The sequence below is a fragment of the Pseudomonas sp. 11/12A genome (assembly GCF_000800055.1).
Lineage (GTDB): Bacteria > Pseudomonadota > Gammaproteobacteria > Pseudomonadales > Pseudomonadaceae > Aquipseudomonas > Aquipseudomonas mohnii.
The window spans coordinates 1,805,249-1,830,301 of the sequence record NZ_JUGV01000001.1 but is presented as its reverse complement, the minus strand read 5'-3'; the positions used below and the strand labels follow the sequence as shown (position 1 = coordinate 1,830,301).

Here is a 25,053-nt window from a genome sequence, read left to right as displayed (position 1 = left end):
TGCTTCTGGTTTTCGCTACTGGCCACCGGCATCACCGGGACCGCCCTGGCAGACGAACCGACATCAGGCTTTCTCGACGGTGCGTCGCTGGAAGTGCTCAGTCGCAACTTCTACCTCAACAGCGACTACCGCTCGCCTTCGCCGACGGGCAAAAGCTATAAAGCCGAGTGGGCTCAAGGTTTTATCAGCGCCTTTGAATCCGGATTCACGCCGGGGACCGTGGGTTTGGGCCTCGACGCCCATGCCTTCCTGGGCTTGAAGCTGGACAGCGGAAAGGGCCGTTCCGGGACCGGCCTGTTGCCAGTCGACAGCGACGGCCGCAGTGCCAGCAACTACTCCAGCGGTGGCGGTGCAATCAAACTCAAGACCTCAAACACCACGCTGTCCTTTGGTGAAATGATGGTGGAAACCCCCGTGTTCGACACGGCGGACAAGCGCCTGCAACCGGAATACGCCACGGGTTTTCTGCTCAACAGCCGCGAGCTCGACGGAATGAACCTTACTGCCGGCCACTTCACCGCCTTCAAGAACCAGGACAGCTCTTCAAGCAAGGGCAATTTTTCCGGTTACGGGGCCAATACCGACGCGGGCGGGATCTCGTTCGCCGGCGCCGACCTGTTCACACAGAGCCCTGTCGGCGGCGCACTGTACGCTTCAGAGCTGACGGACACCTGGTACCAGTACTACGGCAACCTGCACCTGAAACAGTCGGGGATTTTCCTCGACGGGAACATCTACCACACCCGGCAAACCGGTCAGGCGCTGGCCGGCGCCATCGACAACACCGCCTACAGCCTGTCGGGCAAATATACGGTCGGCGCCCACGGTTTCACCCTGGCGTACCAAAAAGTCCAGGGCGACACACCGTTCGATTTCGTCGGTGGCGATTCGATCTACCTCGCCAACTCGATCAAGTACGCCGACTTCAACGGCGCGGGTGAACGCTCGTGGCAGGCACGTTACGACCTCGACTTGAGCACCTTTGGCGTGCCCGGCCTGAACTTCATGACGCGCTACGTCAAAGGCACCGGCATCGATGGCACCCATGCGCCCCAGGGCGGCGCTTACAATCCGTTCGACCCGTCGCTGGGGGAGTACGTGCCGCAACAGGGGGATGGCGGACGCCACTGGGAACGCGACATCGACCTGCGCTATATCGTGCAGTCCGGTGCCGCCAAGGGGTTGAGCCTGCAGGTGTCCCAAGTGTCGCACCGCGCCAACGCTGCCCAGGGCGGCGATGACATCGACAGGCTTTACGTGGTCATCCAGTACCCGCTGAATTTCGGGCCCTTCTGAGTGGAAAATGGCGGAAGGTAGCCGGAGTCGAACCTGCCCGGGAACGGATGCCGTCCCCCACCGGGTTTGAAGCCCGGCCGCGCCACCGGGCGCGATTACCTTCCTTGAAACCTGGCTATGGGCGCCGGGCCAACACGTTGTCGGGACGAATCTGGCGGCGATCGCCAACCCGTCGGGTCAGCCCCAGGCGGTCGAAGTATTCGAGAATCTGGATACTGCGCTTGCGCCCCAGGCCCACCGCGTCGCGAAACGCCGACACCTGGATCACCGGGTTGTCGTCGGCCAGTTGCAACAGCATAGCCGCCAATCGGCGGATCATCGCATCGGTGTAGAAGAGGTCGCGGACCACCTGGTGCAGCAACCCCAACCGGGCCATTTTGCGCAGGAGCAACCGCACGGTGGCTTCGTCATGCGGCAAGTCGCGCACCCACGGCGGCTCGAAACCGGCCGTTTCGAACACTGGCTGCAACACTTGCCACAGGGCTTCGTCCGCTTCGCTCAAACGTACTTGATGGCCAGGCAGATGCAGCCACGGCCCGCTGCTGGCGATGGCGCCACTGACCAGCAATTCGTCGAGCAGGCAGATGAACGTCGGGCGATCGAGCACCGTGGCACTGAATCGACGCAGCCGATCACGGTCCGGACCCATCTGGTCCGGTTCCAGTTCGTGAAAGCGCGCCAGTTGTTCCAGCAAGCGTGTTTTCGCCCCTTCCCAGCGCGCCACGCTGAACAGCAAAGATCCTTGGCGGGTGTCGATCAGGCGCACGTCCGCAGGTAAAACCCAGGTGTCGCGGGGGCGATTGAATTGACGCTCCAGCCGCACCGAGTCGAGCCCGGTTTCGCCGTGGGCCAGTAATGCCGGCAGGCAGTGTTCCAACTCGTCGTGCGTAGCCAGGGCGTGTAACTGCGCCAGACGTTCGGGGCTGCGTCGTTGTCGGGTTGGCGCGAACGGATCGAGCACCCGGCCACCGCCGAGGGTGCGTTGCGCGCTCGGGTCACGCAGGATCAGTGGATCGCCCTTGACCGCCTGCACCGGCGCATTCAGCAGCAGTTGCGCGAACATCCGTGCGCCCGGCGCCAGGCTGGCGCCCTCCAGCAACGCCACGCGCCCGGTTACGTCCTGGGTGCCGAGATGAACGTGCACCGGTTGGAAGTGCTCGAAAGCGCGCGGTTCGCCGGGCAACAGACACAGGTCGATATCGATTCGTTGGGTCGGGGCAGACAGCCATTCGGCGCACAGCCACTGACCTCGGTGAATCTGCTCCAGCGCCAGGCGTTCGGCACTGATGTTCAAGGCAACACGCTGGCCGGCCATGGCGACCTCGGCGACTTGATTCTGCGCATGCAGGCCGCGCACCCGCACCGACTTGCCGAGGGGGCCGAGCATCAACGTATCGCCCACCGCCACCTGCCCGGACAGCGCCGTGCCGGTGACCACGATACCCGCGCCCGCCACGCTGAACGCCCGATCGATCCACAGGCGAAAACCGCCTTTCTGGCGGCGTTGAACGACCTCGCGTTGCGCCTTGATCAAGGCCTGACGCAGGGTGTCGATGCCCTGCCCGGTCACGCTCGACAGCACAATCTGCGGCGCATCGGCATAAGGGCCGGGCGCCAGCAAGGCGTTGACCTGCTCGCAAACGGCCTGTAGCCGAGCCGTATCGACCCGGTCGCATTTGCTGATCGCCACCAGTGCCTTGGGGATGCCCAGCAGTTCGACGATGGCCAGGTGCTCGCGGGTTTGCGGCATCACCCCGTCGTCGGCAGCCACTACCAGCAGCACCAGATCGATGCCCTGTGCCCCGGCCAGCATGTTGTGGGTGAAGCGCTCATGACCGGGTACGTCGATAAAACCGGTGAGGCCGGCGCCCGGCTCCAGCGCGGCGTAGAGGTAACCGAGGTCGATGGTCATGCCGCGCTCACGCTCTTCCCGGCGGCGGTCACCGGCCTGTCCGGTCAGGGCCTGGAGCAATGCAGTCTTGCCGTGATCGATGTGCCCTGCAGTACTGACGATCACTCTGCTGCGTCCCCTGCCTGCAACTGACCGAGTTGCGCCAGCCACGCCGGCTCGTCGTCCAGTTGCCGCAAGTCCAGCCACACGGCGTCGTCGTCGATGCGCCCGAGCACCGGAACCGGCAGGCTCCGCAGTTTCTCTTCCAGGCCGTGCAGCCAACGACCGCGCAGACGTTTGGAGCAGGCCGGCCGCAGGCACAACGCCGCACTCGGCAAGCGCGCCACAGGCTGGCTGCCGCTGCCGATCATGCCCAGCGCCAGCTCTGCACTGACGTTCCAGGCAGCGCCGAGCGCCTGCGCCATTGACGGCAACAGGCGTTGGGCCTGGGCGAAGATGTCCGCCTGGGGTCGGGTCAGCAGCCGCAGGCTCGGCAGCCGCTCGGCCAGGCGATCCGGGTTGCGGTACAGGCCGAGCACCGCTTCGAGGGCGGCGAGGGTCAGTTTGTCGACGCGCAGCGCACGTTTCAGCGGGTTCTTCTTGATCCGTGCGATCAGTTCCTTGCGGCCGACGATCAAACCGGCCTGGGGGCCGCCGAGCAGTTTGTCGCCGCTGAAGGTGACGATGTCTGCACCGTCGAGCAGCGCCTGTCGCACCGTCGGCTCGGCGGGCAGGCCCCAGCGCGTGAGGTCCAGCAAACTGCCGCTGCCGAGGTCCTCCAGCAGCGGCAAGCCATGCCGGTGTGCCAGTTGCGCCAGCTCTGCGGTCGGCACGCGGGTGGTGAAGCCCTGGATGTTGTAGTTGCTCGCATGCACGCGCATCACCAGACCACTGCGCGGGCCGATGGCGGCTTCGTAGTCACGGGCGTGGGTGCGGTTGGTGGTGCCGACTTCATGCAGTTTGACCCCGGCGCGGGCCATGATGTCCGGGATGCGAAAGGCGCCGCCGATTTCGATCAACTCGCCCCGGGAAATGATACCTTCCTTGCGCGCACCCAGGCTGTTGAGGGTGAGCAACACGGCGGCGGCATTGTTGTTGACCACGGTCACCGCTTCCGCGCCGGTCAGCTCGCGGATCAGGCCTTCGATCAGATCGTCGCGGTCGCCGCGCTTGCCGCTGTGCAGGTCAAACTCCAGATTCAGCGGATAACGCGCGGCCATTTGCACTGCGTCTATGGCTTCTTCGGGCAGCAAGGCGCGCCCCAGGTTGGTGTGCAGCACCGTGCCGGTGAGGTTGAACACTCGGCGTACATGGCTTCGATGCTGGCTGGCCAGTCGCTCACCCGCCCTGCCCGCCAGCACGGGCGGAGTCAGTTCAACGGCGTCGAGTTGTCCGGCCAGCACCGGCTCGCGCAAGTCGTCGAGCAACTGCCGCAGGCTGGCGAGCAAGGCATCGCGCCCATAGCGTTCGGCCAAAGGCTGACACGCCGGGTCGCGTAACAAGCTGTCGATGGAGGGCAGGCGCAAGGCTGGGCTGGCGGATCTGGCAGACATCAGGCGCTCCGGCAAAGGTGGACCGCCTGAGTGTAGACGCTCGCGTCAGTCGCCTCCGGGGGCCAGCAGCAGATTGGGCGCCGGACGCTGAAAGCCTTCCTGCTCCAGGCGCATGTCGAGCATCAGGCTGCTCAGGTCGGCGGACAGCGCTTCGCCTTCGGCGTCACACTCCAGATAGATTTGCTTGAGGTAGCTCTGGCAGCCGGGGCAGGTTTCGGCGCGCAACGGCGCTTTGTCGGCGGCATGCCGGTCGCTGTCGAAGCTGACGTATTGCAGGCCCTTGCTTTGCTCGCAATACACGCACTTGACCCGCACCACATGCCATTCGCAGGCGCACAGCGAACACACCAGGTAGCGCAGGCCGTTGTATTTGCCACGATGGCGAATCACCCCGGCCATGGCCGGTGATCCACAGGCCGGGCACTGGTTGAGGCTGGTGCCGGGTTTGAGGGCGAGGTCCGGTGTCGTCAGCAACCAATGACTCCACGCGACCTGCAATGCCGCACCGAGAAACGGCACCAGGGCCGCCGGCAACAAGCTGAACTGGCCGCTGACCAAAGCCAGCGCCCAGGTCTTGAGCTGCCCGGCGCTGGCGTTGCGCAATGTCGTCACGGCCTGCTCCACCGGTGATTGCGCTGCGGGTTGATAGCCTTGCAACAAACCGTTCAGCCAGGGCAACCAGGTGTCTTCGCGCACCAGGCTGTCGGCGGCGAACGGTGGCAAACCGTGCTCCAGGCAGCGCTGGATACGTTGCGGGTCGGGCACGGCCGCATCCGGTGGATCATCCATCAGTCGCTGTTGTTGCTGACACAACCCGGCGATGAGACGAAGGTAATCGGCCAATGGATGCCCTTCGGCCAGGCGCTCCAGGCGCAGCGCGCGCAAGGTGAACAGGTTGGACGGTGGCAGGTGCAGAAACGGCGGTGCCGTGGCCGCCGCTTCGATCTCTCCTGGCTCCAGAATGGTGGCCAAATCGTTATCCTTTTTTGCTCAAGGGCGGGTCGGGACGCTCGTCACGCGTCACCTCGCGATACCACAGTTCATGGTGTTTCTTCGCCCAGGCGCGGCTGACCCAGCCATGCAGCATGGCGCTGATCGAGCCCTTGATCCAGATCCCGGCATAGATGTGCACGATGATGCTCAGGATCAGCACGAACCCCGCCAGTGCATGCAGCAACATCGCCCAACGGATCAGGGTGATGCCGAAGTAGTCGCTGAAATACGCGCGCCAGATCACCAGACCGGTCAACAGCAGCCCGAGCATGCACAGCAGTAAAGTCCAGAACAGCAGCTTCTGCCCGGGGTTGTACTTGCCGACGGGCGGCACGCCCTCCTCTTCGTTTTTTATCACCCGGTCAATGCGCTTGAGCCACAAGCGGTCATTGGCAATGAAGTAATTGGCGCGCCAGAAGCGCACCACCAACCCGAGGAACAACAGGAACATCAACACGCCCATGAACGGGTGCAGGATGCGTGTCCACGGGCCGCCGCCGAACAGGTTGCTGAGCCAGAACAGCGCCGGGTGAAACAACGCCAGCCCGGACAGCCCGGCCATGAAAAACAGGATCGCCACCAGCCAGTGGTTGGTGCGCTGGTTGGCGGTATAGCGAAGGATCTCTTTGCGGATCATGGCCTGTTCTCCCGCTTCGGATCATAGGTGTGCACCGACGGATCGACCTCATGCACCGCCGGGTCAGTGTGTGGCGGCAATTCATCTTCTTCCACGATCTGCGGGCCGACGCGCACGTAATGGAAGAAACCGGCCAGCACCGCCGCGCCCATCGCCAGCAGCGCCAGGGGTTTGCTCACGCCCTTCCACAGGCCCACCAACGGGCTGATCGCCGGGTCGGCGGGCAAGCCGGCGTAGAGCTTCGGCGTGTCGGCATGGTGCAGCACGTACATCACATGGGTGCCGCCGACGCCTGCGGGGTCGTACAGACCGGCCTGGTCAAAACCGCGACTCTTGAGGTCGACGATGCGCTCGGCGGCGTGCTCCTTCATGTCTTCCTTGGTGCCGAAGACGATGGCCCCGGTCGGACAGGTTTTCACGCAGGCCGGCTCCAGCCCTACGGCCACCCGGTCCGAACACAAGGTGCATTTGTAGGCCTTGTGATCCTTTTGCGAGATGCGCGGAATGTTGAACGGGCAACCGGTGATGCAATAGCCGCAACCAATGCAGTGGTCCTGGTTGAAATCGACGATGCCGTTGGCGTGCTTGATGATCGCACCGGGGCTGGGGCACGCCGCCAGGCAACCCGGCTCGGCGCAGTGCATGCAGCCGTCCTTGCGGATCAGCCATTCGAGGTTGCCGGCGTCGGTTTCGTGCTCGGTGAAGCGCATCAGGGTCCAGGTTTCGGCGCTCAGATCCTGCGGGTTGTCATAGGTGCCGTGGTTGTGGCCGACCTCGTCGCGCAGCTCGTTCCATTCAGAACAGGCGACCTGGCAGGCCTTGCAACCGATGCACTTGGTGGTGTCGATCAGCTTGGCGACTTCCTCCTGATTGCGCACCGAGGACGGCACGGTGGTGGTGGCCGAGCGGGCAATGATGTCTTGGCTGGCCATTTAGATTTTCTCCACATTGACCAGGAATGACTTGGATTCCGGGGTCTGGGTGTTGCCATCGCCGAGGAACGGCACCAGGGTGTTGGTCAGGTAACCGTGGCGCGTCAGGCCGGTGAACCCCCAGTGCAGCGGGATACCGATCTGGTGCACCACTTGATTGTTGACCTGCAACGGCCGAATCCGCTTGGTCACCACCGCCACCGCCTCGATATGCCCGCGCTTGCAACTGACGCGCACACGGTCGCCGGCGACGATGCCTTTCTCCCTGGCCAACACTTCGCCGATCTCGACGAACTGCTCGGGCTGGGCAATCGCGTTGAGCTTGCAGTGCTTGCTCCAGAAGTGGAAATGCTCGGTCAGCCGGTAGCTGGTGGCGGCGTACGGATAATCCTTGGCCACACCGAGCGAATCCCACACCGAATCAAAGATCCGCGCCGCCGGGTTGCTGGTGGCTTTCTTGTTGTCCGGGTGCATCGGGTTGATGCCGATGGGCGTTTCGAACGGTTCATAGTGTTCGGGGAACGGCCCCTCGTTCATCTTGTCGACGGCGAAGAACCGCGCCACGCCTTCGGGGTTCATGATGAACGGGTTCATCCCGGCTTCCGGCGGTACATCGGCCTTGTAGTCAGGCACGTCGGTGCCGCCCCAGGCTTTGCCGTTCCACCACACCAGGCGTTTTTTCGGATCCCAGGGTTTGCCTTGCACGTCAGCCGAGGCACGGTTGTAGAGAATCCGCCGGTTGGCCGGCCAGGCCCAGGCCCAGCCCTGATGTTGATGCATGCCATACGGATCGCTGTTATCGCGGCGGGCCATCTGGTTGCCCGCCTCGGTCCAGCTGCCGCAGAAAATCCAGCAACCGGACGCCGTGCTGCCATCGTCCTTGAGCTGACTGAACGCCGCCAGTTGGGTATTGGCCTTGACCGCCGCGCCAGTGGCGTCGGTGAAGTCTGCGGTGGCGCAGCCGTTGATTTCCTTCGCCAGTTCCTCCGGCGAAGGCTCGTCGGCGATCTTGTAGGGCCAGGACAGTTTGAGGATCGGGTCGGGGTACTTGCCGCCTTCGCTCTGATAGCGTTGGCGCAAGCGCAGGAACAGCTCGCTCATGATCCGGATGTCGGTTTGCGCTTCACCGGGGCCGTCGGCACCTTTCCAGTGCCATTGCAGCCAGCGGCTGCTGTTGACCAGCGAACCGTCTTCTTCGGCGAAACAGGTGGTGGGCAGGCGAATCACTTCGGTCTGGATGTCGGCGCTCTTCACATCGTTGAACGGCCCGACGTTGCGCCAGAACTCCGAGGTTTCGGTGGCCAGCGGGTCCATCACCACCAGCCACTTGAGTCTGGCCAGCGCCGCCATCACCCGGTTCTTGTCGGGCAACGCGGCGATCGGGTTGAAGCCCTGGCACATGTAGCCGTTGACCTTGCCCTGGCCCATCAGGTCGAACACCTTGAGGATGTCGTAGTTGGGAATGTCCAGTTTCGGCAGGTACTCGTAGCACCAGTTGTTATCGGCCGTGGCGTTGGCGCCGTACCAGGCTTTCATCAGGCTGACGTGGAACTTGCCGTAGTTCTGCCAATAGGACAACTGCCCCGGCCGCAGCGGTTTCTGCGTGCGTTTGACGATGTAGGCGTTGTAATCCTGCTCGGCGTCGCCCGGCAGCGTCAGGTAACCGGGCAACGAGTTGGACAACAGCCCCAGGTCGGTCAGCCCCTGGATGTTGGAGTGGCCGCGCAGGGCATTCACGCCCCCGCCCGGCATGCCGACGTTGCCCAGCAGCAATTGCACCATGGCGGCGCTGCGGATGATCTGCGACCCGATGGAGTGCTGGGTCCAGCCCAGGGCATAGAGAATCGTCATGGTCTTGCCCGGTTGCGAGCACGTGGCGATTTCTTCCCATATTTTCTGCATGGCCTCGACCGGCATGCCGCACACCTGGCTCGCCAGGTCGATGTTGTAGCGGCTGTAGTGCTGCTTCATCAGCTGATACACGCAATGCGGGTCTTGCAGGGTCGGGTCGGTTTTGACGAAGCCATCCTCTCCGAGCTCGTACCCCCAGCCGGACTTGTCGGTATAAGCGCGTTTGGCGACGTCGTAGCCGCTGAAAATCCCGTCTTCGAAGCCGTAGCCGGCTTTGACGATGAACGACACGTCGGTGTAATTGCGCACGTATTCGTGCTGGATCTTGTCCTCGCTCAGCAGGTAGTTGATCAGCCCGCCCATGAAGGCGATGTCGGTGCCGGTGCGGATCGGCGCGTAATAGTCGGCCACCGAGGCGGTCCGGGTGAATCGCGGATCGACCACGATCAGCCGCGCCTTGTTGTGCGCCTTGGCTTCCGTCACCCATTTGAAACCACAAGGGTGAGCTTCTGCTGCGTTGCCGCCCATCACCAGAACCAGATTCGCGTTGGCGATATCGGTCCAGGTATTGGTCATGGCACCACGGCCGTACGTCGGGGCAAGACTTGCCACCGTCGGGCCGTGTCAGACACGCGCCTGGTTATCAAACCCCAGCATGCCGAGACTGCGAATGACCTTGTGGGTGATGTAGCCCGCTTCGTTGGACGCCGCCGAGGCCGCGAGGAAACCGGTGGTCAGCCAGCGGTTCACCGTTTGCCCCTGGGCGTTTTTCTCGATGAAATTGGCGTCGCGGTCGGCCTTCATCAGGTCGGCGATGCGATTGAGTGCGTCATCCCACGAAACCCGCGTCCATTCGTCGCTGCCGGGCTTGCGAACCTGCGGGTACTGCAGGCGGCCGGGGCTGTGAATGAAGTCCAGCAGGCCTGCGCCTTTGGGGCACAGGGTGCCGCGGTTGACCGGGTGGTCGGCGTCACCTTCGATGTGGATGATGCTTTGCGCGACATTCTTCGCCGCATCGCCCTGGCTGTACATGATCACCCCACAGCCGACCGAGCAGTACGGGCAGGTGTTGCGGGTTTCATGGGTGTGGGCGAGCTTGAAGTGGCGCACCTGTTCGGCAAAGGCAGGCGTCGGGGCCATGCCCAGCGCGCCCAGGCTAGAGCCTGCAAGGCCGATACCGGCGACCTTGAAGAACTGACGACGGCTGAGGTCCATCGTGCACTCCTGATCAGGTGAAGACCCGGTACTTTTCCCGGATTTTCATGGACAAACACACTTGCGGCAGACGGGCTGCCGACACTTAAACTCTAGTCAAGGCTGTCGAAACCGCGATGGAACCCGACCGTCGGGCATTCCCGGGCGCGAGACGGTCACCTGTAGGAGCGAGCCTGCTCGCGATGGCGTGTCAGTCGCAACTTGCTCAGCTGACACAGCGCTTTCGCGAGCAAGCTCGCTCCTACAGGGGCTTGGCGCTTATCATGGCGCCATATCCAACCCCGCCTTCACGAGACCCCGCATGACTTTCGATTTTGATCAGGTGTTCGACCGCCACAACACCGGCAGTACCAAATGGAGCCGCTACCCGGCCGACGTGTTGCCGATGTGGGTCGCCGACATGGATTTCGCCGCGCCGCCGGTGATCATCCAGGCCCTGCAAAAACGCCTGGAACACCCGATGGTCGGCTATAGCGTGGCCTCGGACGACTTGCGCGAAGCCATTGTTGCCGATCTGTGGAACAAGTACGCCTGGCGCGTGGAGCCGCAGGAACTGATTTTTCTGCCGGGCGTCGAGTCGGGCTTCAACATGGCGCTGAAGGCGCTGGTACAACCGCAACAGAATGTCGTGGTGCAGGTGCCGAACTACCCGCCGCTGCGCCATGCCCCGGGCCACTGGGGGCTGAACAAGGTCGAACTGGGCTTCGAGGCGCAGCCTGACGGCACCTACACCACGCCGCTGGCGACCTTGAACCAGTCGCTGCAAGGTGGCGGCGCGCTGCTGTTGAGCAACCCCCACAACCCGCTGGGCAAGGCCTTCCCGCGTGCCGAGCTGCAGGCCATTGCCGATATCTGCCTGGAGCACGACGCCTGGATCATCTCCGACGAAATCCATGCCGAGCTGTGTTTCGACGGTCGCCAGCACATTCCGATGGCGACATTGAGCCCGCAAGTCGCCCAGCGCACCATCACCCTGATGTCGGCCAGCAAGGCTTACAACATCGCCGGGCTGAAAACCTCGTTCATGATCATTCAGGACCGTCACCTGCGCGAGCGCGTCAACCAGGCCCGTTGCGGTATGGTCGACAGCGTCAACCCCCTGGGCCTGGAAGCCACCCGCGTCGCTTATAGCGAAGCCGCGCCCTGGCTGAACGAACTCAAGGCCTACCTGCAGGGCAACCGTGATTACCTGGTCGAGGCCGTGCGCAGCCGCCTGCCGGGCATCAGCATGAACGTGCCGCAAAGCACCTACCTGGCCTGGCTCGACTGCTCGGCGCTGGGACTGGACAACCCGCAGCAGTTTTTCCTCGAACAGGCCAAAGTCGGTTTGAGCGCCGGCCTGGACTTCGGCGATGACTGCCAACAGTTCGTGCGCCTTAATTTCGGCTGCCCGCGCTCGTTGCTGGAAGAAGGCATCGCGCGGATGGAACGCGGTTTGCGCAACCTCCACGCCTGATACCGGCTCCACAGGAATCGCGTACCTGGGCACGACCCATTGCAGGAGCGAGCTTGCTCGCGATGGACGTGAACGATAACGCGTGTAACCAGACTGAACGCTGCGCACTGGAGACCATCGCCAGCAGGCTGGCTCCTACGGGTATTGCATGACCGACACGCTCCCCCGTAGATACTCTGTTCCCGGTCAAGCTTTCAGCAGGTGCTTATCGCTGAAAAGCTTGGCCGTGTCGAAATCCTCTCCCGAGCGCATGCACGCCCACAAAACCGTCAGGTATTTGCGCATAACCGCGCAGATGGCCTGCATTTTTCGCTTTCCACGCCCGACTAACCCTTCGTAAAAAGCCTTTACATAAGGCCGCAACGGATCGCTGACATGGCGGGCATGAATATCACCGAACGCAGGTAAGCGTTGCCTCCCCCGCTCGGTCGACCCGGTCAACCGGTGGAAGTGGCGCCGATCTATGTGCTGCTGGCCTCGGACGAAGGCAGCTACATCAGCGGCCAGCGCTTTGGCGTGACGGGCGGCAAGCCGATTCTTTGACGAATCGGGTGACGCAAAGATTGAACCTGCCGACCACTCTGGTGCTCCACCCTTCATAGGCCCTGCACTGACGGGCCTTTGATTTTTGGAGGTCGCCATGTCCGCACCTGATGCCCCGAGGCCATGAGCTTCATTGCCTGGGTCGCCGTGCTGGGTGCCGTGCTGCTGGTATTGGCACTCGCCTCGTCCTACCTGCGCTGGATGCCGGTGACCACCTCGGCGGTGTGCCTGCTGCTGGGGGTGGGTATCGGCCCGGCCGGCCTGGGGTGGCTGCGGCTGGATATCAAGGACGCTGCTGACTGGATGGAGCACCTGACGGAAGTCGCGGTGCTTTTTTCGTTGTTTGTCTGCGGGCTCAAGCTTCGCTTGCCACTCAGCGACCGCAAGTGGCGCGTGGCCTTCGGCCTGGCGGGACCGGTGATGCTGCTGAGCATTACCGGCGTCTGTCTGCTTCTGCATTTTGCCTTCGCGCTGCCCTGGGGAGCCTCACTGCTGATTGGCGCCATCCTGGCCCCGACCGATCCGGTGTTGGCCTCGCTGGTGCAGGTCAACGATGCCAAGGATTCCGACCCGGTGCGGTTCGGGCTGTCCGGCGAGGCCGGCCTGAATGACGGTATCGCCTTCCCGTTTGTGATTCTGGGCCTGCTGTTTTTGCAACACGGTGGCGGATCGTCTGGCGCCTGGCTCGATGACTGGGCACTCAAGCGGCTGCTATGGGCCGTGCCCGCCGGCTTGCTGATCGGCTACGGCATGGGCCGTGGTATCGGGCGTCTGACCCTGTCCATGCGCATCCACAATGCCGATAGCACCCTCTCGCCCAATGACTACCTGACCTTCGCCCTGATTGCACTGGCGTATGTCGCGGCGGAATCGGTGCACGGCTATGGCTTTCTCTCGGTATTTGCCGCGGGGCTGGGATTACGCCGGGCCGAAGTCCAATCAGCGGGTGATTCACGGACACCGGCCGAGCATCTGGTGCAACCGGTGGTCGGTCATCAGAACGTCGAACCGGACGCCGCCGTGCACGGCGATGTGGAACATCTGGAAGACACGCAGGTAGCGGCCGGAATCATGATCGGCGACATGCTGTCGTTTGGCAGCCTGGTCGAACGGGCCATGGAAGTGTTTCTGGTGACCTTGCTCGGCGTGGTGCTGGTGGGGCACTGGGACTGGCGTGCGCTGGTGGTCGCGCTAATGCTGTTCTGCGTGATTCGCCCGCTGAGTGTCGGGCTGATGCCCTGGGGCACTTTGCTCAGCGTCCGGCAACGAATGTTGGTGGGCTGGTTCGGCATTCGCGGCATCGGCAGCTTTTACTACCTGTTCTATGCCTTGAACCATGGCCTCGGCGCGTCAGTCGCCACCCTGTGCACGGATCTGACCCTGTCGGTGGTGGCCCTGAGCATTGTGCTGCACGGCATCAGCACGCAACCGCTGTTGGCGCGTTATGAGCAGAACACCCGGTCGCTCACTTCATCGCCGAAGCAATCACTTCCACCAGGCTGAGTTGAGTAAAGGGTTTCGGCAGCCTCGGCAGTTTGGCGGCGAAGCCTTCCAGTCGCTCGGCATACCCGGTGGCCAGAATAATCGGTACGGTGGGGTTCAGTATGCGGATCGCATCCGCCAGTTGCGCACCATTCATTTGCGGCATGGCCATGTCAGTGATCACCAGGTCAATGTCCTGTTGCCCGACAAATATTTCCAGTGCCTGAAAAGCGGATGTTGCGCTGACGACTCGATGACCAAGGTCTTCCAGCAACAGACAGGTACTGGTCAGCACCAGGCTGTCGTCATCCACCACCAGGACGCACAGGCGAGGCACATCCGGTGCCACGGGTTCGTCGGCAACAAGGGCAGCCGTGCACTCGGTAGCGACGGGCAACCACAGTTCCGCCGTGGTGCCCTGGTTTTTCTGGCTCTTGAGTACGAACCGTCCGCCCAATTGCGCGATAAAGCCGTGGACCATCGACAACCCCAACCCGGTGCCTTTGCCGAGTCCTTTGGTGGTGAAGAACGGGTCCATCGCCGACGCCAGCGTCGCCTCATCCATCCCCTCCCCGGTGTCGCTGACACTCAGGCACACATAACGGCCAGCAGCCAGTGCCGGGCGGTTGCCCTTCTGAAACTCTTCGCTTCGCGTGCTGATGACGATTTTGCCGCCATGGGACATGGCGTCACGGGCGTTGGTGGCCAGATTCAACAAGGCCAGTTCAAGTTGGTTGACGTCGGCCATCACCGGTTCGACATCCGCGGGAAAACGCGTTTCCAATACCACTGAAGGTCCCAACGAACTGCGCAACAGCCCAGAGATTCCCTGCACCAGGGCCGGTATATCGACCGGTTCGGACTTCAGCTCCTGGCGCCGTGCAAAAGCCAGCATGCGCTGGGTGAGGGAAACACCGCGCAAGGCTCCCTGGGTGGCGTTGTCGAGCAAACGCACGATTTTTGGGTCATCCGCCAGACGTTTGCGGACGATTTCCAGATTGCCGAGAATGACGGTCAGCAAATTATTGAAGTCGTGGGCGATCCCGCCGCTGAGTTGGCCGATGGCCTGCATTTTCTGCGCTTGGAACAAGGCTTCGCGGGTTTGCTCCAGCGTCTGCTGGGCCTGGGTCGCTTCGGTGATGTCGCGGGTGATCTTGGCGAATCCGAGCAAGGTGCCGGTGTCGCCCCGGATCGGATCGACCACGACATGCGCAAGGAACTGCGTACCGTCCTTGCGCACACGCCAGCCCTTGCTTTCGAATCGCCCTTCACGGGTCGCCGTATCCAGCGTTCGCTGCGGCTCACCCGCCTCGCGGTCTTGCGGGGTATAGAACATCGAGAAATGCTCGCCGATCACTTCCTGGGGCAAATAGCCCTTGATGCGCTGCGCACCAAGATTCCAGTTGGTCACGCGTCCATCCGCAGCGAGCATGTAGATGGCGTAATCCGTGACGCTTTGCACCAGCAAGCGAAACTGCTGCTCACTCTGCTTGAGGACTTCTTCGGCCATTTTACGATCGGTCAGATCACGGGTGATCTTGGCAAATCCCAGCAATTTTCCCGAAGGGTCGATAATCGGATCAATCACCACGTGGGACCAGAAGTGCGTGCCGTCCTTGCGTACGCGCCAGCCTTCGCCTTCGAATCGCCCTTCGTGAATCGCCGTGTCCAGCGCCCGTTGGGGCAAACCGGCACGGCGGTCCTCATTGGTGTAGAAGCGCGAGAAATGCTGGCCGAGGATTTCCGCCTCCTCATACCCCTTGAAACGCTTGGCGCCTGCGTTCCAGCTGGTGATGATGCCGTCGGGGTCAATCATGTAGATCGCGTAGTCAATCACCGCATCGATCAAGAGGCGAAAACGCTTGTCCTCAACGGCATTCGGCCTGCTTCGATCCTCGCTCATTGAGTTCTCGCATCATCATTGATTTCTGGAGTATGAGACAAACCGCATTTGGAAAGCCATGATTCCGGCAGTTTGCTTCAAAGCCTGCAATCCCGGCTTAGCGATAGACGTATTTGGTGATATAGGAATAAAGGTCGTTGTAGACGAAATCAGGAACCTGTTTGTCGTATTGGCTGGTTTTAAGCAGCTGTAGATGACATTCCTTGACCATCTCGTCACGCTCCTCCATCGAATAGACGGACCTCCTGAGGATTGTGTCATAGGCGCTGTACACATATGGCCGCAACGTTGAAGCTTCGTTCAGGTTCCCGTTTGCGTCCAGGGTATAGCGGCTGTGAGCACGCAGTACCCGTTCGCTCAGTGTTCCCAGGCCACGCTCGTACAAGAAGATCTGCGAGCCACTTACGGTCTTTGCGATGAACTCGAACGCAACGAGAACCGCCGGGGCGTTACTGATGCTCGACTCGAGTCTCGAATAGCTGACAAACCGCTCCATCTCCTGCTTTTGCAGGCTGGAGAATGCTCTTTTGATGCTGGACAGATGGGCGAACGCGTGATTACAACCCACGACATGGACTTCGAGTTGATAACCAGGAACAAATTTTGCCAATCCGGCAAAACCGATGTCATCGAACGCGCACTCCATGATGATGTTGTATCCATAAAAAAGCGCGTTGGCGAAGATTTTCGAACCAAGCTCCCTGGCAAACGCTTCTGAATGTTCGTAGGCGTGCAAAACGCCTAACTCGATCATGTCGTCGTAACGCGGGTGTTTTTTTCGATATTCGGGCAGATACAGTCGAATGTAGTTCCCGTAATTCCCGGATGGCAGCAAGCTCTTTTCCAGCAGGTAAGTCTTGCCCGAGCCCTCCACTCCGGCGGTGATCAGCAACTTCGGGATGGTTTCAGCAGTTTTGTCGGCAAAGAGCGTCGGGTAGATCTCGTCGAACGCCTTGATCACGTCGTCTGAGGAGTAACTGTATTTCGGTACATCTGACATACCTTGATTTCCTTATCAAAGAATTGAGTTGTGATATCCAGCCCTTCCAATAAAGCGTGCTGGCCCCAATTATTCAAATCGTTGTTTTAATCAAGGTATGTATTTGTTATTTAACGTAAAAACTCCTACGGCGCAGAACGCAAATTCGTTGGGGCAATCGACCACCAGCGCGGCAGTAATTGCCTGACCTTATGCTCGCCAAAACGGTCATCGATCAACATCACCACCCCTTCATCCTGCTCGTTGCGGATCACTCGTCCCGCGGCCTGAACCACTTTCTGCACGCCGGGAAAAAGGTAGGTGTAATCGTAGCCAGCGCCGAAAATCGCGGCCATGCGCTGTTTCAATTGCTCGTTGACCGGGTTCAGTTGTGCCAGCCCCAGGGTGGCGATGAACGCACCAATCAACCGCGCGCCGGGCAAATCGATGCCTTCGCCGAACGCACCGCCGAGTACCGCAAAGCCGACACCCTCGCCGTCTTCGGTGAATCTGTCGAGGAAGTCCTGGCGTTGTGCCTCGCCCATGCCTCGGGATTGTGACCACAATTTGATCTGCGGGTGCCGCTCGGCCAACAACTGCGCCACCTGCTGCAAATAGTCGAAACTGCTGAAGAACGCCAGGTAATTGCCGGGACGCTGGGTGAACTGGTTGGCGATCAGCTCGACTATCGGCGCCAGCGAGGCTTCCCGATGCACGAACCGCGTGGAGATCTGATTGACGATGTGCACTTGCAACTGGTCGGCATGAAACGGCGATTCGACGTCGATGCACACGGTGTTGGCCGGTGTGCCCAATAGATCGGCGTAATAGTGGCGAGGGCTGAGCGTCGCGGAAAACAGCACGGTGGTGCGTGCGGCGGTCAGGCGTGGCCCGATGAAACCGGCGGGCACCACGTTGCGCAGGCACAGTTGCGAAAGACATCGTTTGCGGTCGAGGTCGCGCTTGCTGATGTCGAACAGAAACTGTTCATCGAAGAGTTCGGCCACTCGGCAGAACTGCAGCATCTCGAAGTAGAAACTCTGTAACGCACTGTCCAGTCCTTGCGGGTGATCGTTCAGGTAATCACCGATGCTGGCACCACAGGATGACAACGCCTGGAGCAATTTTTCCGGGGCCTTGTCATAGGCCTGGTAGGTGCCCGATTGCAGGTTATGCAGGGCGTTCCATTCACGATTGACCCGTTGTAGCGGCTTTTTCAGCGCTTCGGGCGCGGTTTTTCGTACGCCGTTGAGGGTCGATTGATCGAGGCTGGCGCTATACATCTGACGGCCACGCTCCACCAGGTTGTGCGCTTCGTCCACCAGCACCGCGACAGTCCAGTGGTTGGCCTGGGCCAGGCCGAACAGCAAGGCGCTGAAATCGAAGTAATAGTTGTAGTCCGCAACCACCACGTCCGCCCAGCGGGCCATTTCCTGGCTCAGATAATACGGGCAGACCGTGTGTTCCAACGCAACCTGACGCAAGGCGGCCTGATTCAACAGGTTGAGCCCGCTGGCGGCCTGGCGTGCCGCCGGCAAACGGTCATAGAAGCCCTGGGCCAACGGGCAGGACTCACCGTGGCAGGCCTTGTCCGGGTGTTCGCAGGCCTTGTCCCGGGCGACCATCTCCAGCACCCGCAAGGGTGGCGCATCGGCACTGTCGAGGATCACCTGGGCGGCGTCCAGAGCCAGTTTGCGCCCCGGCGTTTTCGCCGTCAGAAAAAACACCTTGTCCAGCTGTTGGGGTGCCAGGGCCTTGAGCATTGGAAACAGCGTACCGACGGTCTTGCCAATCCCCGTCGGCGCCTGGGCCATCAGGCAGCGGCCCGTGCTCACCGCCTTGAACACCGACTCGGCCAGATGACGTTGGCCCGGTCGAAAACCGGCATGGGGGAACGCCAGCTGCTGCGCCGCCCGATTGCGCGCCTCGCGATGAGTCATTTCCTGCTCGGCCCAGTGCAGGAACCGTTCGCAATGTTCCTCGAAGAACGGCTTCAGCTGCGCGGCGCTGAACGCTTCGAGCAGACAGGTTTCCTTTTCGCTGACGATGTCGAAGTACACCAGCGCCAGGTTGATCTGCTCAAGGTCGAGCTTGCAGCACATCAACCAGCCGTAGACTTTCGCCTGGGCCCAGTGCAGTTGACGGTGGTTGGCGGGTTGCTTGCTCAAGTCGCCACGGTAGGTTTTGACTTCTTCCAGACAGTTTTGCCCGGGGTCGTAGCCATCCGCCCTGCCCTTGACGGTCAGGTTCTGATATTGCCCTGCGAGCGCCACCTCACTCTGGTAGCCCTCGTTGCGCCGGGATGCCACGGTGCGATGACCGACGATGCCCTCCAGCGCGGTCGGCGACGGCGTGAAGCGCAGGTCGAGATCACCGACCTTGGCGGTGAACTCACACAGCGCCCGCACCGCGATGCTATAGCTCAAGCGTCTTGCTCCGCCCATTGCACGTAGCACACGGCAATCGGCATCTGGTGCTCATGGCAGAACTCCAGCCAGCGCAGCTGGTTATCCTGCAGACGATCGCCGGGGCCTTTGACTTCGATCATGCGGTAGGTCTTCTGCTGCGGCCAGAACTGGATCAAATCCGGCATGCCGGCGCGATTGGCCTTGATGTCCAGCAGCAAGCGATTGAACCAATGCTTGAGGTGCTCGGCCGGCAGGCAGTCGAGGGCCTGTTCCAGCAGCTCCTCGCTGAGCACGCCCCAGAACACGAAGGGCGACTGCACGCCCCACTTTTGCGCGTAGCGTTCACCAATGGTCCGTCGGTAACGCCCGTCATCGAGTTCGGCCAGGCATGCCTGGAACAGGTCGGCACGTCGACTGTGGAAATCCTCACTCAGCAGATCCACCGGGCCGCGTTGGAACGGGTGGAAAAACGCCCCCGGCAACGGCGCGAAGATCGCTGGCCAGCACAACAGGCCGAACAGCGAATTGATCAAGCTGTTTTCAACGTAATGGACCGGCGCCGCCTCTTCAGACAAGTGCGCCTGGACGTGGTACTCCACCGACAAGGCCGGATCGACCCTGGGCAATTGCAGGTCCAGGCGCACCATTTCCCGAGGGGATGCCCGCTTCATCGCCGGCCCGCCGAGTTTGCGCCGCAGCCTGGGCAGCACACGAAGCAATTGTTGCTGTTCGGCAGCGCTTTGCGGGGATTGCCCTGCCTGGGTCGCGAGGTCCAGCGCCAGTTCATACTCCTCGCAGCGCTCCAGCACGCGAATCAGACGCAGGCGCGCGCCGGGATAGGCGCACTGGCGGTACAGGGCCAACGCAGTGGAAAAGTCGGCAATCCGCTCGCAGTGTTGACCGATCTGGAACAGCAGCTTGTCTCGACGTCTTTGCAGCCAGGGATTGCTCAGTGTCAGGCCGTTGATCCGCTCGACGACCTCCGCCAGCGCCTCACCGGCCTCGAACTGCTGCTGTTGCTCATGCAGGAACAGGCAGGCGTCCACGTCCTCACGGCTGCGCAAACCGCGAGAGTCGGCGCTGAACTCGACTTTTTCGTAGGTGAAGATGCCCAGATCGGCGAGCACGAATTCGGACCAGTCCTGGTAAAGATTGCCGAAAAACATCAAGCGCAGTCGATCGCACAGGCCCATGATGGTCAGACTGTAGAGGCAATCGTCCAGTGCCGGGCACCAGTCGCGAAAGCTTTGCGTTTCTGGATACCGCTCGCTCAGCGCCGGCAACCAGTCGGCTTTTTTGCCCTTGGGTTGATCGATGGCGCTGCCCAGGCATTGCACGATCTCGGCCTTGAGCAAGACCTCGAACAGCGTTTCGAGCGCCAACGGCGCCTGTGAATCGATCCAGCCCAGCGCCAGCAACGGGCCGGCAGCGCTGGCGATGTCGCCGATCTCGACGTAATGCAGCTTGCCGGCCCTGAAGTGAATGCCCTTGCGCATGACCATTCTGACCAGAAGGCCCCGGGACTCACGCGGCAGGCCATTGAATTCACGAATGAAGCGCTGCTCCTCGAGGCTCAGTACATCGCCATAGCGATGCTCAAGCCAATCAAGCACTTGCATGAAGTTATTAAGGTAATAGAACGGGTTGTCGAGAGGGTTTTCAGTCACAGGAAAAAGGGCCATGGCAAGCGAATACTGGTTATGCGTACAGATACCAGTTACGCCCTGCCCGATGCAAACGAAAAGGGATAAAAGGCGGCACTGCCCGGTAATTTTCAGCGGATGTCGAACTTTCTGCCTTTGCGCGGCACCAACCGCGTTAGAGCTGAGGTCGTTTGCGGCCATGACAGCGTTTTTTTGAAGTATGAGAGGTGGATATGAACATCAAGACTTTCGGCCTGCCCCTGGCAATCGCGGCCTTTCTGGCACTGGCCGGCTGCTCGACGCCAACGGTAGTGACGTTGCAGAACGGCACACAGTATCTGACCAAGGACATGCCTAAAACCAAGACCAAGGACGGCTTCTTCGAGTTCGAGGACATTTCCGGAGCCAAGGTCAGAGTCAACGCCAATGACGTGTCCACGATCCGTCGTGAGGACTGAGTAGCGCGTTTTCCTTGATCGCGCCCCCCCTGCTTGTCCCCCGGGTGTGGCAGGTTTCGATACCTGCCTTACACTGCGATACACCCAGTGCGAGCGAATGTTTGCGCAGGCATGACGTCATGATTCAGGTGAAGCCGGAATGAAAACGCTCACACCCCTTTTGGCCTCTCTCCTCGCCGCCGGCGCGTGCGCGGCAACGAGCCTGTGCGCCGGTGCCGCCACGTCTTCACGAGAGTTCAAGACCAGCTTCGATTGCGCCTCGACCAGGGCATCCATCGAAAAACTGATCTGTCGCGACCCGCAGCTGGCGCAAATGGACATCGAACTGCAGCGCCTCTATCTACTGGTGCTGACGGATGACCACGCCGTACCACCTCGAAACAAGGTCGAAATCGACCAGCAGTTCTGGCTCGACGCCCGTAATCAGTGCGCCACGGATCGCGAACCCAAGGCATGCACGATCCGTAGTTATGCCGAGCGCGCCTATCAACTGCGCCAGGGCTCAGCCATTGCCAGGACCAAAGATCCCAGCCGCCTGACTGAAGGCCCCGTCGCGTTTCGTTGCGCGGGATTGAACGCGTTGGTCGCGGCCACCTTTTTTACGGTCAACCCGGCTGTCGTGTACCTGAAGTGGGCGAACACCTCCGTCACCCTGAATCAGCAACCGAGCACTATCGGCACCCGATACGGCGGCAAGGATTTCAGGGGCAGCTACAGCTTCTGGTACGAAGGCGACGACGCCTTGTTGCAGATGCCGGGCTCGGCGGAAATGAGTTGCAAGGCCGAGCCGGTTGGCTGACGCAACGGGACGTCCTGTCCCGAGGGTCTGAACCGCTTAGCTACCGGTGCGAATCTTGTTCCACACGCGGGTGCGAATCCGGTCGATGTCCAGCGGCATGGCTTCCAGCGCGAACAATTTGCCCATCATTTCCGGGCTCGGATAGACCTTGGTGTCGTTCTTGATGGCCGGCTCGATCAAGCTGTCGGCCTGTTCGTTGCCATTGGCGTAATGCACGTAGTTACTGATATCGGCCATGACGTCCGGGCGCAGCAGGTAGTTCATGAAGGCGTACCCGGCCTTTTCGTCCGGGGCGTCGACGGGCATGGCCACCATATCGAACCAGATCGCGGCACCTTCCTTGGGAATCGAATAACCGATGTCGATACCGTTCTTGGCTTCCCTGGCGCGGTTTTCCGCTTGCAGGATGTCGCCGGAGAAGCCGACGGCCACGCAGATGTCGCCGTTGGCCAGGTCACTGGTGTATTTGGACGAGTGGAAATAGCTGACATACGGCCGGACTTTCAACAGCAACGCTTCAGCCTTCTTGTAGTCTTCCGGTTTTTTACTGTGAGGCGGCAGGCCCAGATAGTTCAGGGCGGCGGGCAGCAACTCCGGGCCATTGTCGAGAATGGCCACGCCACACTTCTGCAGTTTTTGCATGTTCTCGGGTTTGAAGATCAGGTCCCAGGAATCCACGGGTGCGTTGTCGCCCAGTACCGCTTTGACTTTGGCAATGTTGTAGCCGATCCCGGTACTGCCCCAGAGATACGGAAAGCCATGCTCGTTACCGGGATCGTTGGATTGCAAGGCCTTGAGCAGCACCGGATTGAGGTTTTTCCAGTTCGGCAACTGACTCTTGTCGAGTTTTTTCAGCGCCTTGCCTTCAATTTGCCGCGCCATGAAGTGGTTGGACGGAAACACCACGTCGTAACCGGATTTGCCGGTCATCAGCTTGCCATCGAGGGTTTCATTGCTGTCGTAGACGTCGTAAGTGAAGGCGATGCCGGTGTCTTTCTGGAAGTTTTTGGTGGTATCCGGTGCGATGTAATCCGACCAGTTGTAGATCTTGACGGTGTCGGCGGCCTGACTGATTGAAGCGACGAGCATCAGCGGAGCAAGGATCAGTGTCTTTCGGATCATGAGTCGATTCCTGTAGAGGCTGTTTTTGTTTGGCAGGCAATCAAGCGATCAGCTTTCAACTTTCTATTTTCAAAAAATCAAAACATAGGTCTTGCGCACGGTTTCCTGGATATCCCAGATGCCGAGGGTGTTGGCGGGCAACATCAGTGCGTCGCCGGCTTCTATGTGCAGGGTTTCGCCGCCGTCGTCCGGGGTGAAAGTGCAGCGGCCCTGGATGAAGTGACAGAACTCCTGGGCGACGATCTGCCGCCGCCAGCGACCGGGCGTGCATTCCCACACCCCGGTTTCGACGCCGTCGTCGCGCTCGACGCTGGTTGTCGATGCGACCGCCACGGGCAAGCCCAGCGGCACGGCGACCGGGTTTGACTCTTGCAGTGTCAGGGTGGCGGTGTTCTTGAATTGCGTGATGCTCATGGGAGTACCTGTCGATGAAGCCTATGGATGAAGAGCGCGTCGGTCAGTGCATGAAACCTTCCATGAACCCCGCGACTCCGCTGGCAAGCTTGCGCCGCCAGGGCGCGGTGGCCGGGTTGGCCAGGGTCTGGTCTTCGTGGACGAAGCTGCGGATGATCGCGTTGTAGCCGAGCCAGCGGCAGGGTTCGGGCTCCCAGGTCCTGAGTGCATCGAGTCCGCGCCGGGGGATGACCCACGGCTGGTGAACCAGCTCGGTGTCGCGCTGCAGGATCAAGTCGGCGAGGGTTCGCCCGCCCAGGTTGCTGGCGCCCACGCCCTCCCCGCCATAACCGCCGGACAAGGCGATGCCACTGGCGTGGTCGCAGAGCATGTGCGGTTTGAAGCGCCGCGACATGCCCAGATTGCCGCCCCAGCCATGGGTGATCTGCACGTTCTTGAGCTGCGGGAACAATTCGCCGAACAGATAGCGGCGCAGCTCGATTTCGCTGCGGGTCAGGTTGAAGTCATGGCGCAGCTTGCCGGCAAATTGGTAGCCGCCGCGCGCGCCGAAGACCAAACGGTTGTCAGCCGTGCGCTGGCCATAAGTGACCTGACGGCTGCTTTCGCTGAACGCCTGGCCGTTGCTCAGGCCAATTTCATCCCAGATAGCCGCGGATAAAGGTTCGGTCGCGACGATCAGGCTCTGTACCGGCAATTGGTAACGCCCGAGCGGCGGCAGCGTGACCGAATAACCTTCCACCGCCGGCACCACCCAGCGGCTGCGAACCGAGGCTTGCGCCGTGCGCAGGCTACCCGCCTGCCAATGGGTGACCGGGCTGTTTTCGTAGATCCTGACGCCCATGCGCTCGACCGTGCGCGCCAAGCCGCGTACCAGTTTGGCCGGGTGCAGGGTCGCGACGTGAGGTGCGTAGATCCCGCCATAGGGCTTGGCGATGCGGATTTGCTGCGCCAACTGCTCCGGGTTGAGCCAGCGGTAATCGTTTTCGTTGAGGCCCTGCTTGTATAGCGAGTCCAGATACTGGCGAAGGCTTGTTTCCTGTTCCGGGTACCGGGCGGCACAGTACAGTACCCCGCCTTTGCGGTAATCGCAGGCGATGCCTTCGCGTTCGATGACGATTTCCACTTCATCGGGAATGTTGTGCAGCAGGTCATAGGACGCCCGGCGCTGCACGGGCGACAAATCGGCGAGTAGCCGGTCTTCCCCCAGCAGATTGCCCATCAGCCAGCCGCCATTTCGCCCCGAAGCGCCAAAACCGGCGGTTTGCGCCTCGATGATGGCAATCTTTAGCGCCGGTGCCTGAAGTTTCAGGTAGTACGCCGTCCAGAGCCCGGTGTAGCCCGCGCCAATAATGGCCACGTCGACATCCAGATCCTCGGCCAGCGCCGGACGAGCCAACAGTGGCTCGTCGAGTTGGTCCATCCACAAACTGATAGTGCGCCACGCCGGCATGCAGGACTCCGCCACTCAAACTTCGATG

At 61.3% G+C, this 25,053-nt stretch carries 18 protein-coding genes, 1 tRNA gene and 2 pseudogenes; 6 read left to right on the top strand and 15 right to left on the bottom strand.

Going from position 1 to position 25,053, the window contains the following annotated elements:
* Positions 1 to 18 precede the first annotated feature (18 nt).
* Positions 19 to 1,296 carry an OprD family porin gene (locus tag GQ39_RS08555; protein ID WP_236693141.1) on the top strand — a complete coding sequence of 426 codons (1,278 nt, stop codon included), beginning with the start codon at positions 19 to 21 and terminating at the stop codon, positions 1,294 to 1,296.
* A gap of 8 nt (positions 1,297 to 1,304) precedes the next feature.
* Here the strand turns inward: GQ39_RS08555 and GQ39_RS08550 are convergent.
* The 7 genes from GQ39_RS08550 to fdnG form a co-directional block, all read right to left on the bottom strand.
* Positions 1,305 to 1,400, bottom strand: a tRNA-Sec gene (locus GQ39_RS08550).
* 11 nt (positions 1,401 to 1,411) lie between these two features.
* Positions 1,412 to 3,313, bottom strand: a complete 1,902-nt coding sequence (gene selB, locus GQ39_RS08545; RefSeq protein ID WP_047528864.1) for a selenocysteine-specific translation elongation factor — start codon at positions 3,311 to 3,313, stop codon at positions 1,412 to 1,414.
* Positions 3,310 to 4,740, bottom strand: coding sequence for an L-seryl-tRNA(Sec) selenium transferase (gene selA / locus GQ39_RS08540; RefSeq protein ID WP_047528862.1), 1,431 nt, complete (start codon positions 4,738 to 4,740; stop codon positions 3,310 to 3,312). Before selA ends, selB begins: the two co-directional genes overlap by 4 nt.
* Before the next feature lie 45 nt (positions 4,741 to 4,785).
* On the bottom strand, positions 4,786 to 5,712 hold the full coding sequence (fdhE, locus tag GQ39_RS08535; protein WP_047528860.1) for a formate dehydrogenase accessory protein FdhE: 927 nt from the start codon (positions 5,710 to 5,712) through the stop codon (positions 4,786 to 4,788).
* A 4-nt stretch (positions 5,713 to 5,716) separates the two neighbouring features.
* Positions 5,717 to 6,370, bottom strand: a complete 654-nt coding sequence (locus tag GQ39_RS08530; RefSeq protein WP_047528858.1) for a formate dehydrogenase subunit gamma — start codon at positions 6,368 to 6,370, stop codon at positions 5,717 to 5,719.
* Complete coding sequence (gene fdxH / locus GQ39_RS08525; protein ID WP_047528856.1) at positions 6,367 to 7,302, bottom strand: formate dehydrogenase subunit beta; 936 nt, start codon at positions 7,300 to 7,302, stop codon at positions 6,367 to 6,369. Before fdxH ends, GQ39_RS08530 begins: the two co-directional genes overlap by 4 nt.
* On the bottom strand, positions 7,303 to 10,368 hold the full coding sequence (gene fdnG, locus GQ39_RS08520; protein WP_152613981.1) for a formate dehydrogenase-N subunit alpha: 3,066 nt from the start codon (positions 10,366 to 10,368) through the stop codon (positions 7,303 to 7,305).
* A gap of 301 nt (positions 10,369 to 10,669) precedes the next feature.
* On the opposite strand from fdnG, the gene GQ39_RS08510 reads away from it, so the two are divergent.
* Positions 10,670 to 11,824: a MalY/PatB family protein gene (locus tag GQ39_RS08510; protein WP_047528849.1), complete on the top strand. Its 1,155-nt coding sequence runs from the start codon at positions 10,670 to 10,672 to the stop codon at positions 11,822 to 11,824.
* A gap of 186 nt (positions 11,825 to 12,010) precedes the next feature.
* Here the strand turns inward: GQ39_RS08510 and GQ39_RS33755 are convergent.
* Positions 12,011 to 12,261 (bottom strand): annotated as a pseudogene (locus GQ39_RS33755) (transposase); the annotation flags it as partial.
* On the opposite strand from GQ39_RS33755, the pseudogene GQ39_RS32320 reads away from it, so the two are divergent.
* Both GQ39_RS32320 and GQ39_RS08505 read left to right on the top strand, forming a co-directional pair.
* A pseudogene (locus GQ39_RS32320) lies at positions 12,245 to 12,367 on the top strand (SDR family oxidoreductase); the annotation flags it as partial. The pseudogenes GQ39_RS33755 and GQ39_RS32320 overlap by 17 nt on opposite strands.
* A gap of 123 nt (positions 12,368 to 12,490) precedes the next feature.
* Positions 12,491 to 13,870, top strand: a complete 1,380-nt coding sequence (locus GQ39_RS08505) for a cation:proton antiporter (protein ID WP_047528847.1) — start codon at positions 12,491 to 12,493, stop codon at positions 13,868 to 13,870.
* Here the strand turns inward: GQ39_RS08505 and GQ39_RS08500 are convergent.
* From GQ39_RS08500 to GQ39_RS08485, 4 genes are all read right to left on the bottom strand, one after another.
* Complete coding sequence (locus tag GQ39_RS08500; RefSeq protein WP_047528845.1) at positions 13,833 to 15,752, bottom strand: hybrid sensor histidine kinase/response regulator; 1,920 nt, start codon at positions 15,750 to 15,752, stop codon at positions 13,833 to 13,835. The two genes, GQ39_RS08505 and GQ39_RS08500, sit on opposite strands and share 38 nt — an antisense overlap.
* Before the next feature lie 97 nt (positions 15,753 to 15,849).
* Complete coding sequence (locus tag GQ39_RS08495; protein ID WP_047528843.1) at positions 15,850 to 16,752, bottom strand: zeta toxin family protein; 903 nt, start codon at positions 16,750 to 16,752, stop codon at positions 15,850 to 15,852.
* 125 nt (positions 16,753 to 16,877) lie between these two features.
* Positions 16,878 to 19,157, bottom strand: a complete 2,280-nt coding sequence (locus GQ39_RS08490) for an ATP-dependent DNA helicase (RefSeq protein ID WP_047528841.1) — start codon at positions 19,155 to 19,157, stop codon at positions 16,878 to 16,880.
* Positions 19,154 to 20,821 (bottom strand): VRR-NUC domain-containing protein, encoded by a 1,668-nt coding sequence (locus GQ39_RS08485; RefSeq protein WP_047528839.1) that lies wholly within the window; start codon positions 20,819 to 20,821, stop codon positions 19,154 to 19,156. The genes GQ39_RS08490 and GQ39_RS08485 overlap by 4 nt, the downstream gene beginning before the upstream one ends.
* Before the next feature lie 194 nt (positions 20,822 to 21,015).
* Here GQ39_RS08485 and GQ39_RS08480 point away from each other — a divergent pair, with 194 nt between their 5' ends.
* Positions 21,016 to 21,240: a YgdI/YgdR family lipoprotein gene (locus GQ39_RS08480; protein ID WP_047528837.1), complete on the top strand. Its 225-nt coding sequence runs from the start codon at positions 21,016 to 21,018 to the stop codon at positions 21,238 to 21,240.
* A gap of 139 nt (positions 21,241 to 21,379) precedes the next feature.
* Positions 21,380 to 22,039: an MliC family protein gene (locus GQ39_RS08475; protein ID WP_047528835.1), complete on the top strand. Its 660-nt coding sequence runs from the start codon at positions 21,380 to 21,382 to the stop codon at positions 22,037 to 22,039.
* Between the two features lie 36 nt (positions 22,040 to 22,075).
* On the opposite strand, the gene GQ39_RS08470 is transcribed toward GQ39_RS08475, so the two are convergent.
* The 3 genes from GQ39_RS08470 to GQ39_RS08460 all read right to left on the bottom strand — a co-directional run bounded on the left by GQ39_RS08470 (position 22,076) and on the right by GQ39_RS08460 (position 25,025).
* Positions 22,076 to 23,161 (bottom strand): polyamine ABC transporter substrate-binding protein, encoded by a 1,086-nt coding sequence (locus tag GQ39_RS08470; protein WP_047528833.1) that lies wholly within the window; start codon positions 23,159 to 23,161, stop codon positions 22,076 to 22,078.
* 69 nt (positions 23,162 to 23,230) lie between these two features.
* Entirely contained in the window at positions 23,231 to 23,575 is a 345-nt protein-coding gene (locus GQ39_RS08465) for a cupin domain-containing protein (protein WP_047528831.1), read from the bottom strand.
* A gap of 43 nt (positions 23,576 to 23,618) precedes the next feature.
* Positions 23,619 to 25,025, bottom strand: coding sequence for an NAD(P)/FAD-dependent oxidoreductase (locus tag GQ39_RS08460; protein ID WP_047528829.1), 1,407 nt, complete (start codon positions 25,023 to 25,025; stop codon positions 23,619 to 23,621).
* Positions 25,026 to 25,053: the final 28 nt, after the last annotated feature.

What these genes read in the sequence shown, in the direction of transcription:
- selA (WP_047528862.1), bottom strand. Translation starts at nt 4,740, where the DNA reads ATGTCTGCCAGATCCGCCAGCCCAGCCTTGCGCCTGCCCTCCATCGAC.
- GQ39_RS08530 (WP_047528858.1), bottom strand. Translation starts at nt 6,370, where the DNA reads ATGATCCGCAAAGAGATCCTTCGCTATACCGCCAACCAGCGCACCAAC.
- fdxH (WP_047528856.1), bottom strand. Translation starts at nt 7,302, where the DNA reads ATGGCCAGCCAAGACATCATTGCCCGCTCGGCCACCACCACCGTGCCG.
- GQ39_RS08510 (WP_047528849.1), top strand. Translation starts at nt 10,670, where the DNA reads ATGACTTTCGATTTTGATCAGGTGTTCGACCGCCACAACACCGGCAGT.
- GQ39_RS08505 (WP_047528847.1), top strand. Translation starts at nt 12,491, where the DNA reads ATGAGCTTCATTGCCTGGGTCGCCGTGCTGGGTGCCGTGCTGCTGGTA.
- GQ39_RS08500 (WP_047528845.1), bottom strand. Translation starts at nt 15,752, where the DNA reads ATGAGCGAGGATCGAAGCAGGCCGAATGCCGTTGAGGACAAGCGTTTT.
- GQ39_RS08495 (WP_047528843.1), bottom strand. Translation starts at nt 16,752, where the DNA reads ATGTCAGATGTACCGAAATACAGTTACTCCTCAGACGACGTGATCAAG.
- GQ39_RS08485 (WP_047528839.1), bottom strand. Translation starts at nt 20,821, where the DNA reads ATGGCCCTTTTTCCTGTGACTGAAAACCCTCTCGACAACCCGTTCTAT.
- GQ39_RS08480 (WP_047528837.1), top strand. Translation starts at nt 21,016, where the DNA reads ATGAACATCAAGACTTTCGGCCTGCCCCTGGCAATCGCGGCCTTTCTG.
- GQ39_RS08475 (WP_047528835.1), top strand. Translation starts at nt 21,380, where the DNA reads ATGAAAACGCTCACACCCCTTTTGGCCTCTCTCCTCGCCGCCGGCGCG.
- GQ39_RS08470 (WP_047528833.1), bottom strand. Translation starts at nt 23,161, where the DNA reads ATGATCCGAAAGACACTGATCCTTGCTCCGCTGATGCTCGTCGCTTCA.
- GQ39_RS08465 (WP_047528831.1), bottom strand. Translation starts at nt 23,575, where the DNA reads ATGAGCATCACGCAATTCAAGAACACCGCCACCCTGACACTGCAAGAG.
- GQ39_RS08460 (WP_047528829.1), bottom strand. Translation starts at nt 25,025, where the DNA reads ATGCCGGCGTGGCGCACTATCAGTTTGTGGATGGACCAACTCGACGAG.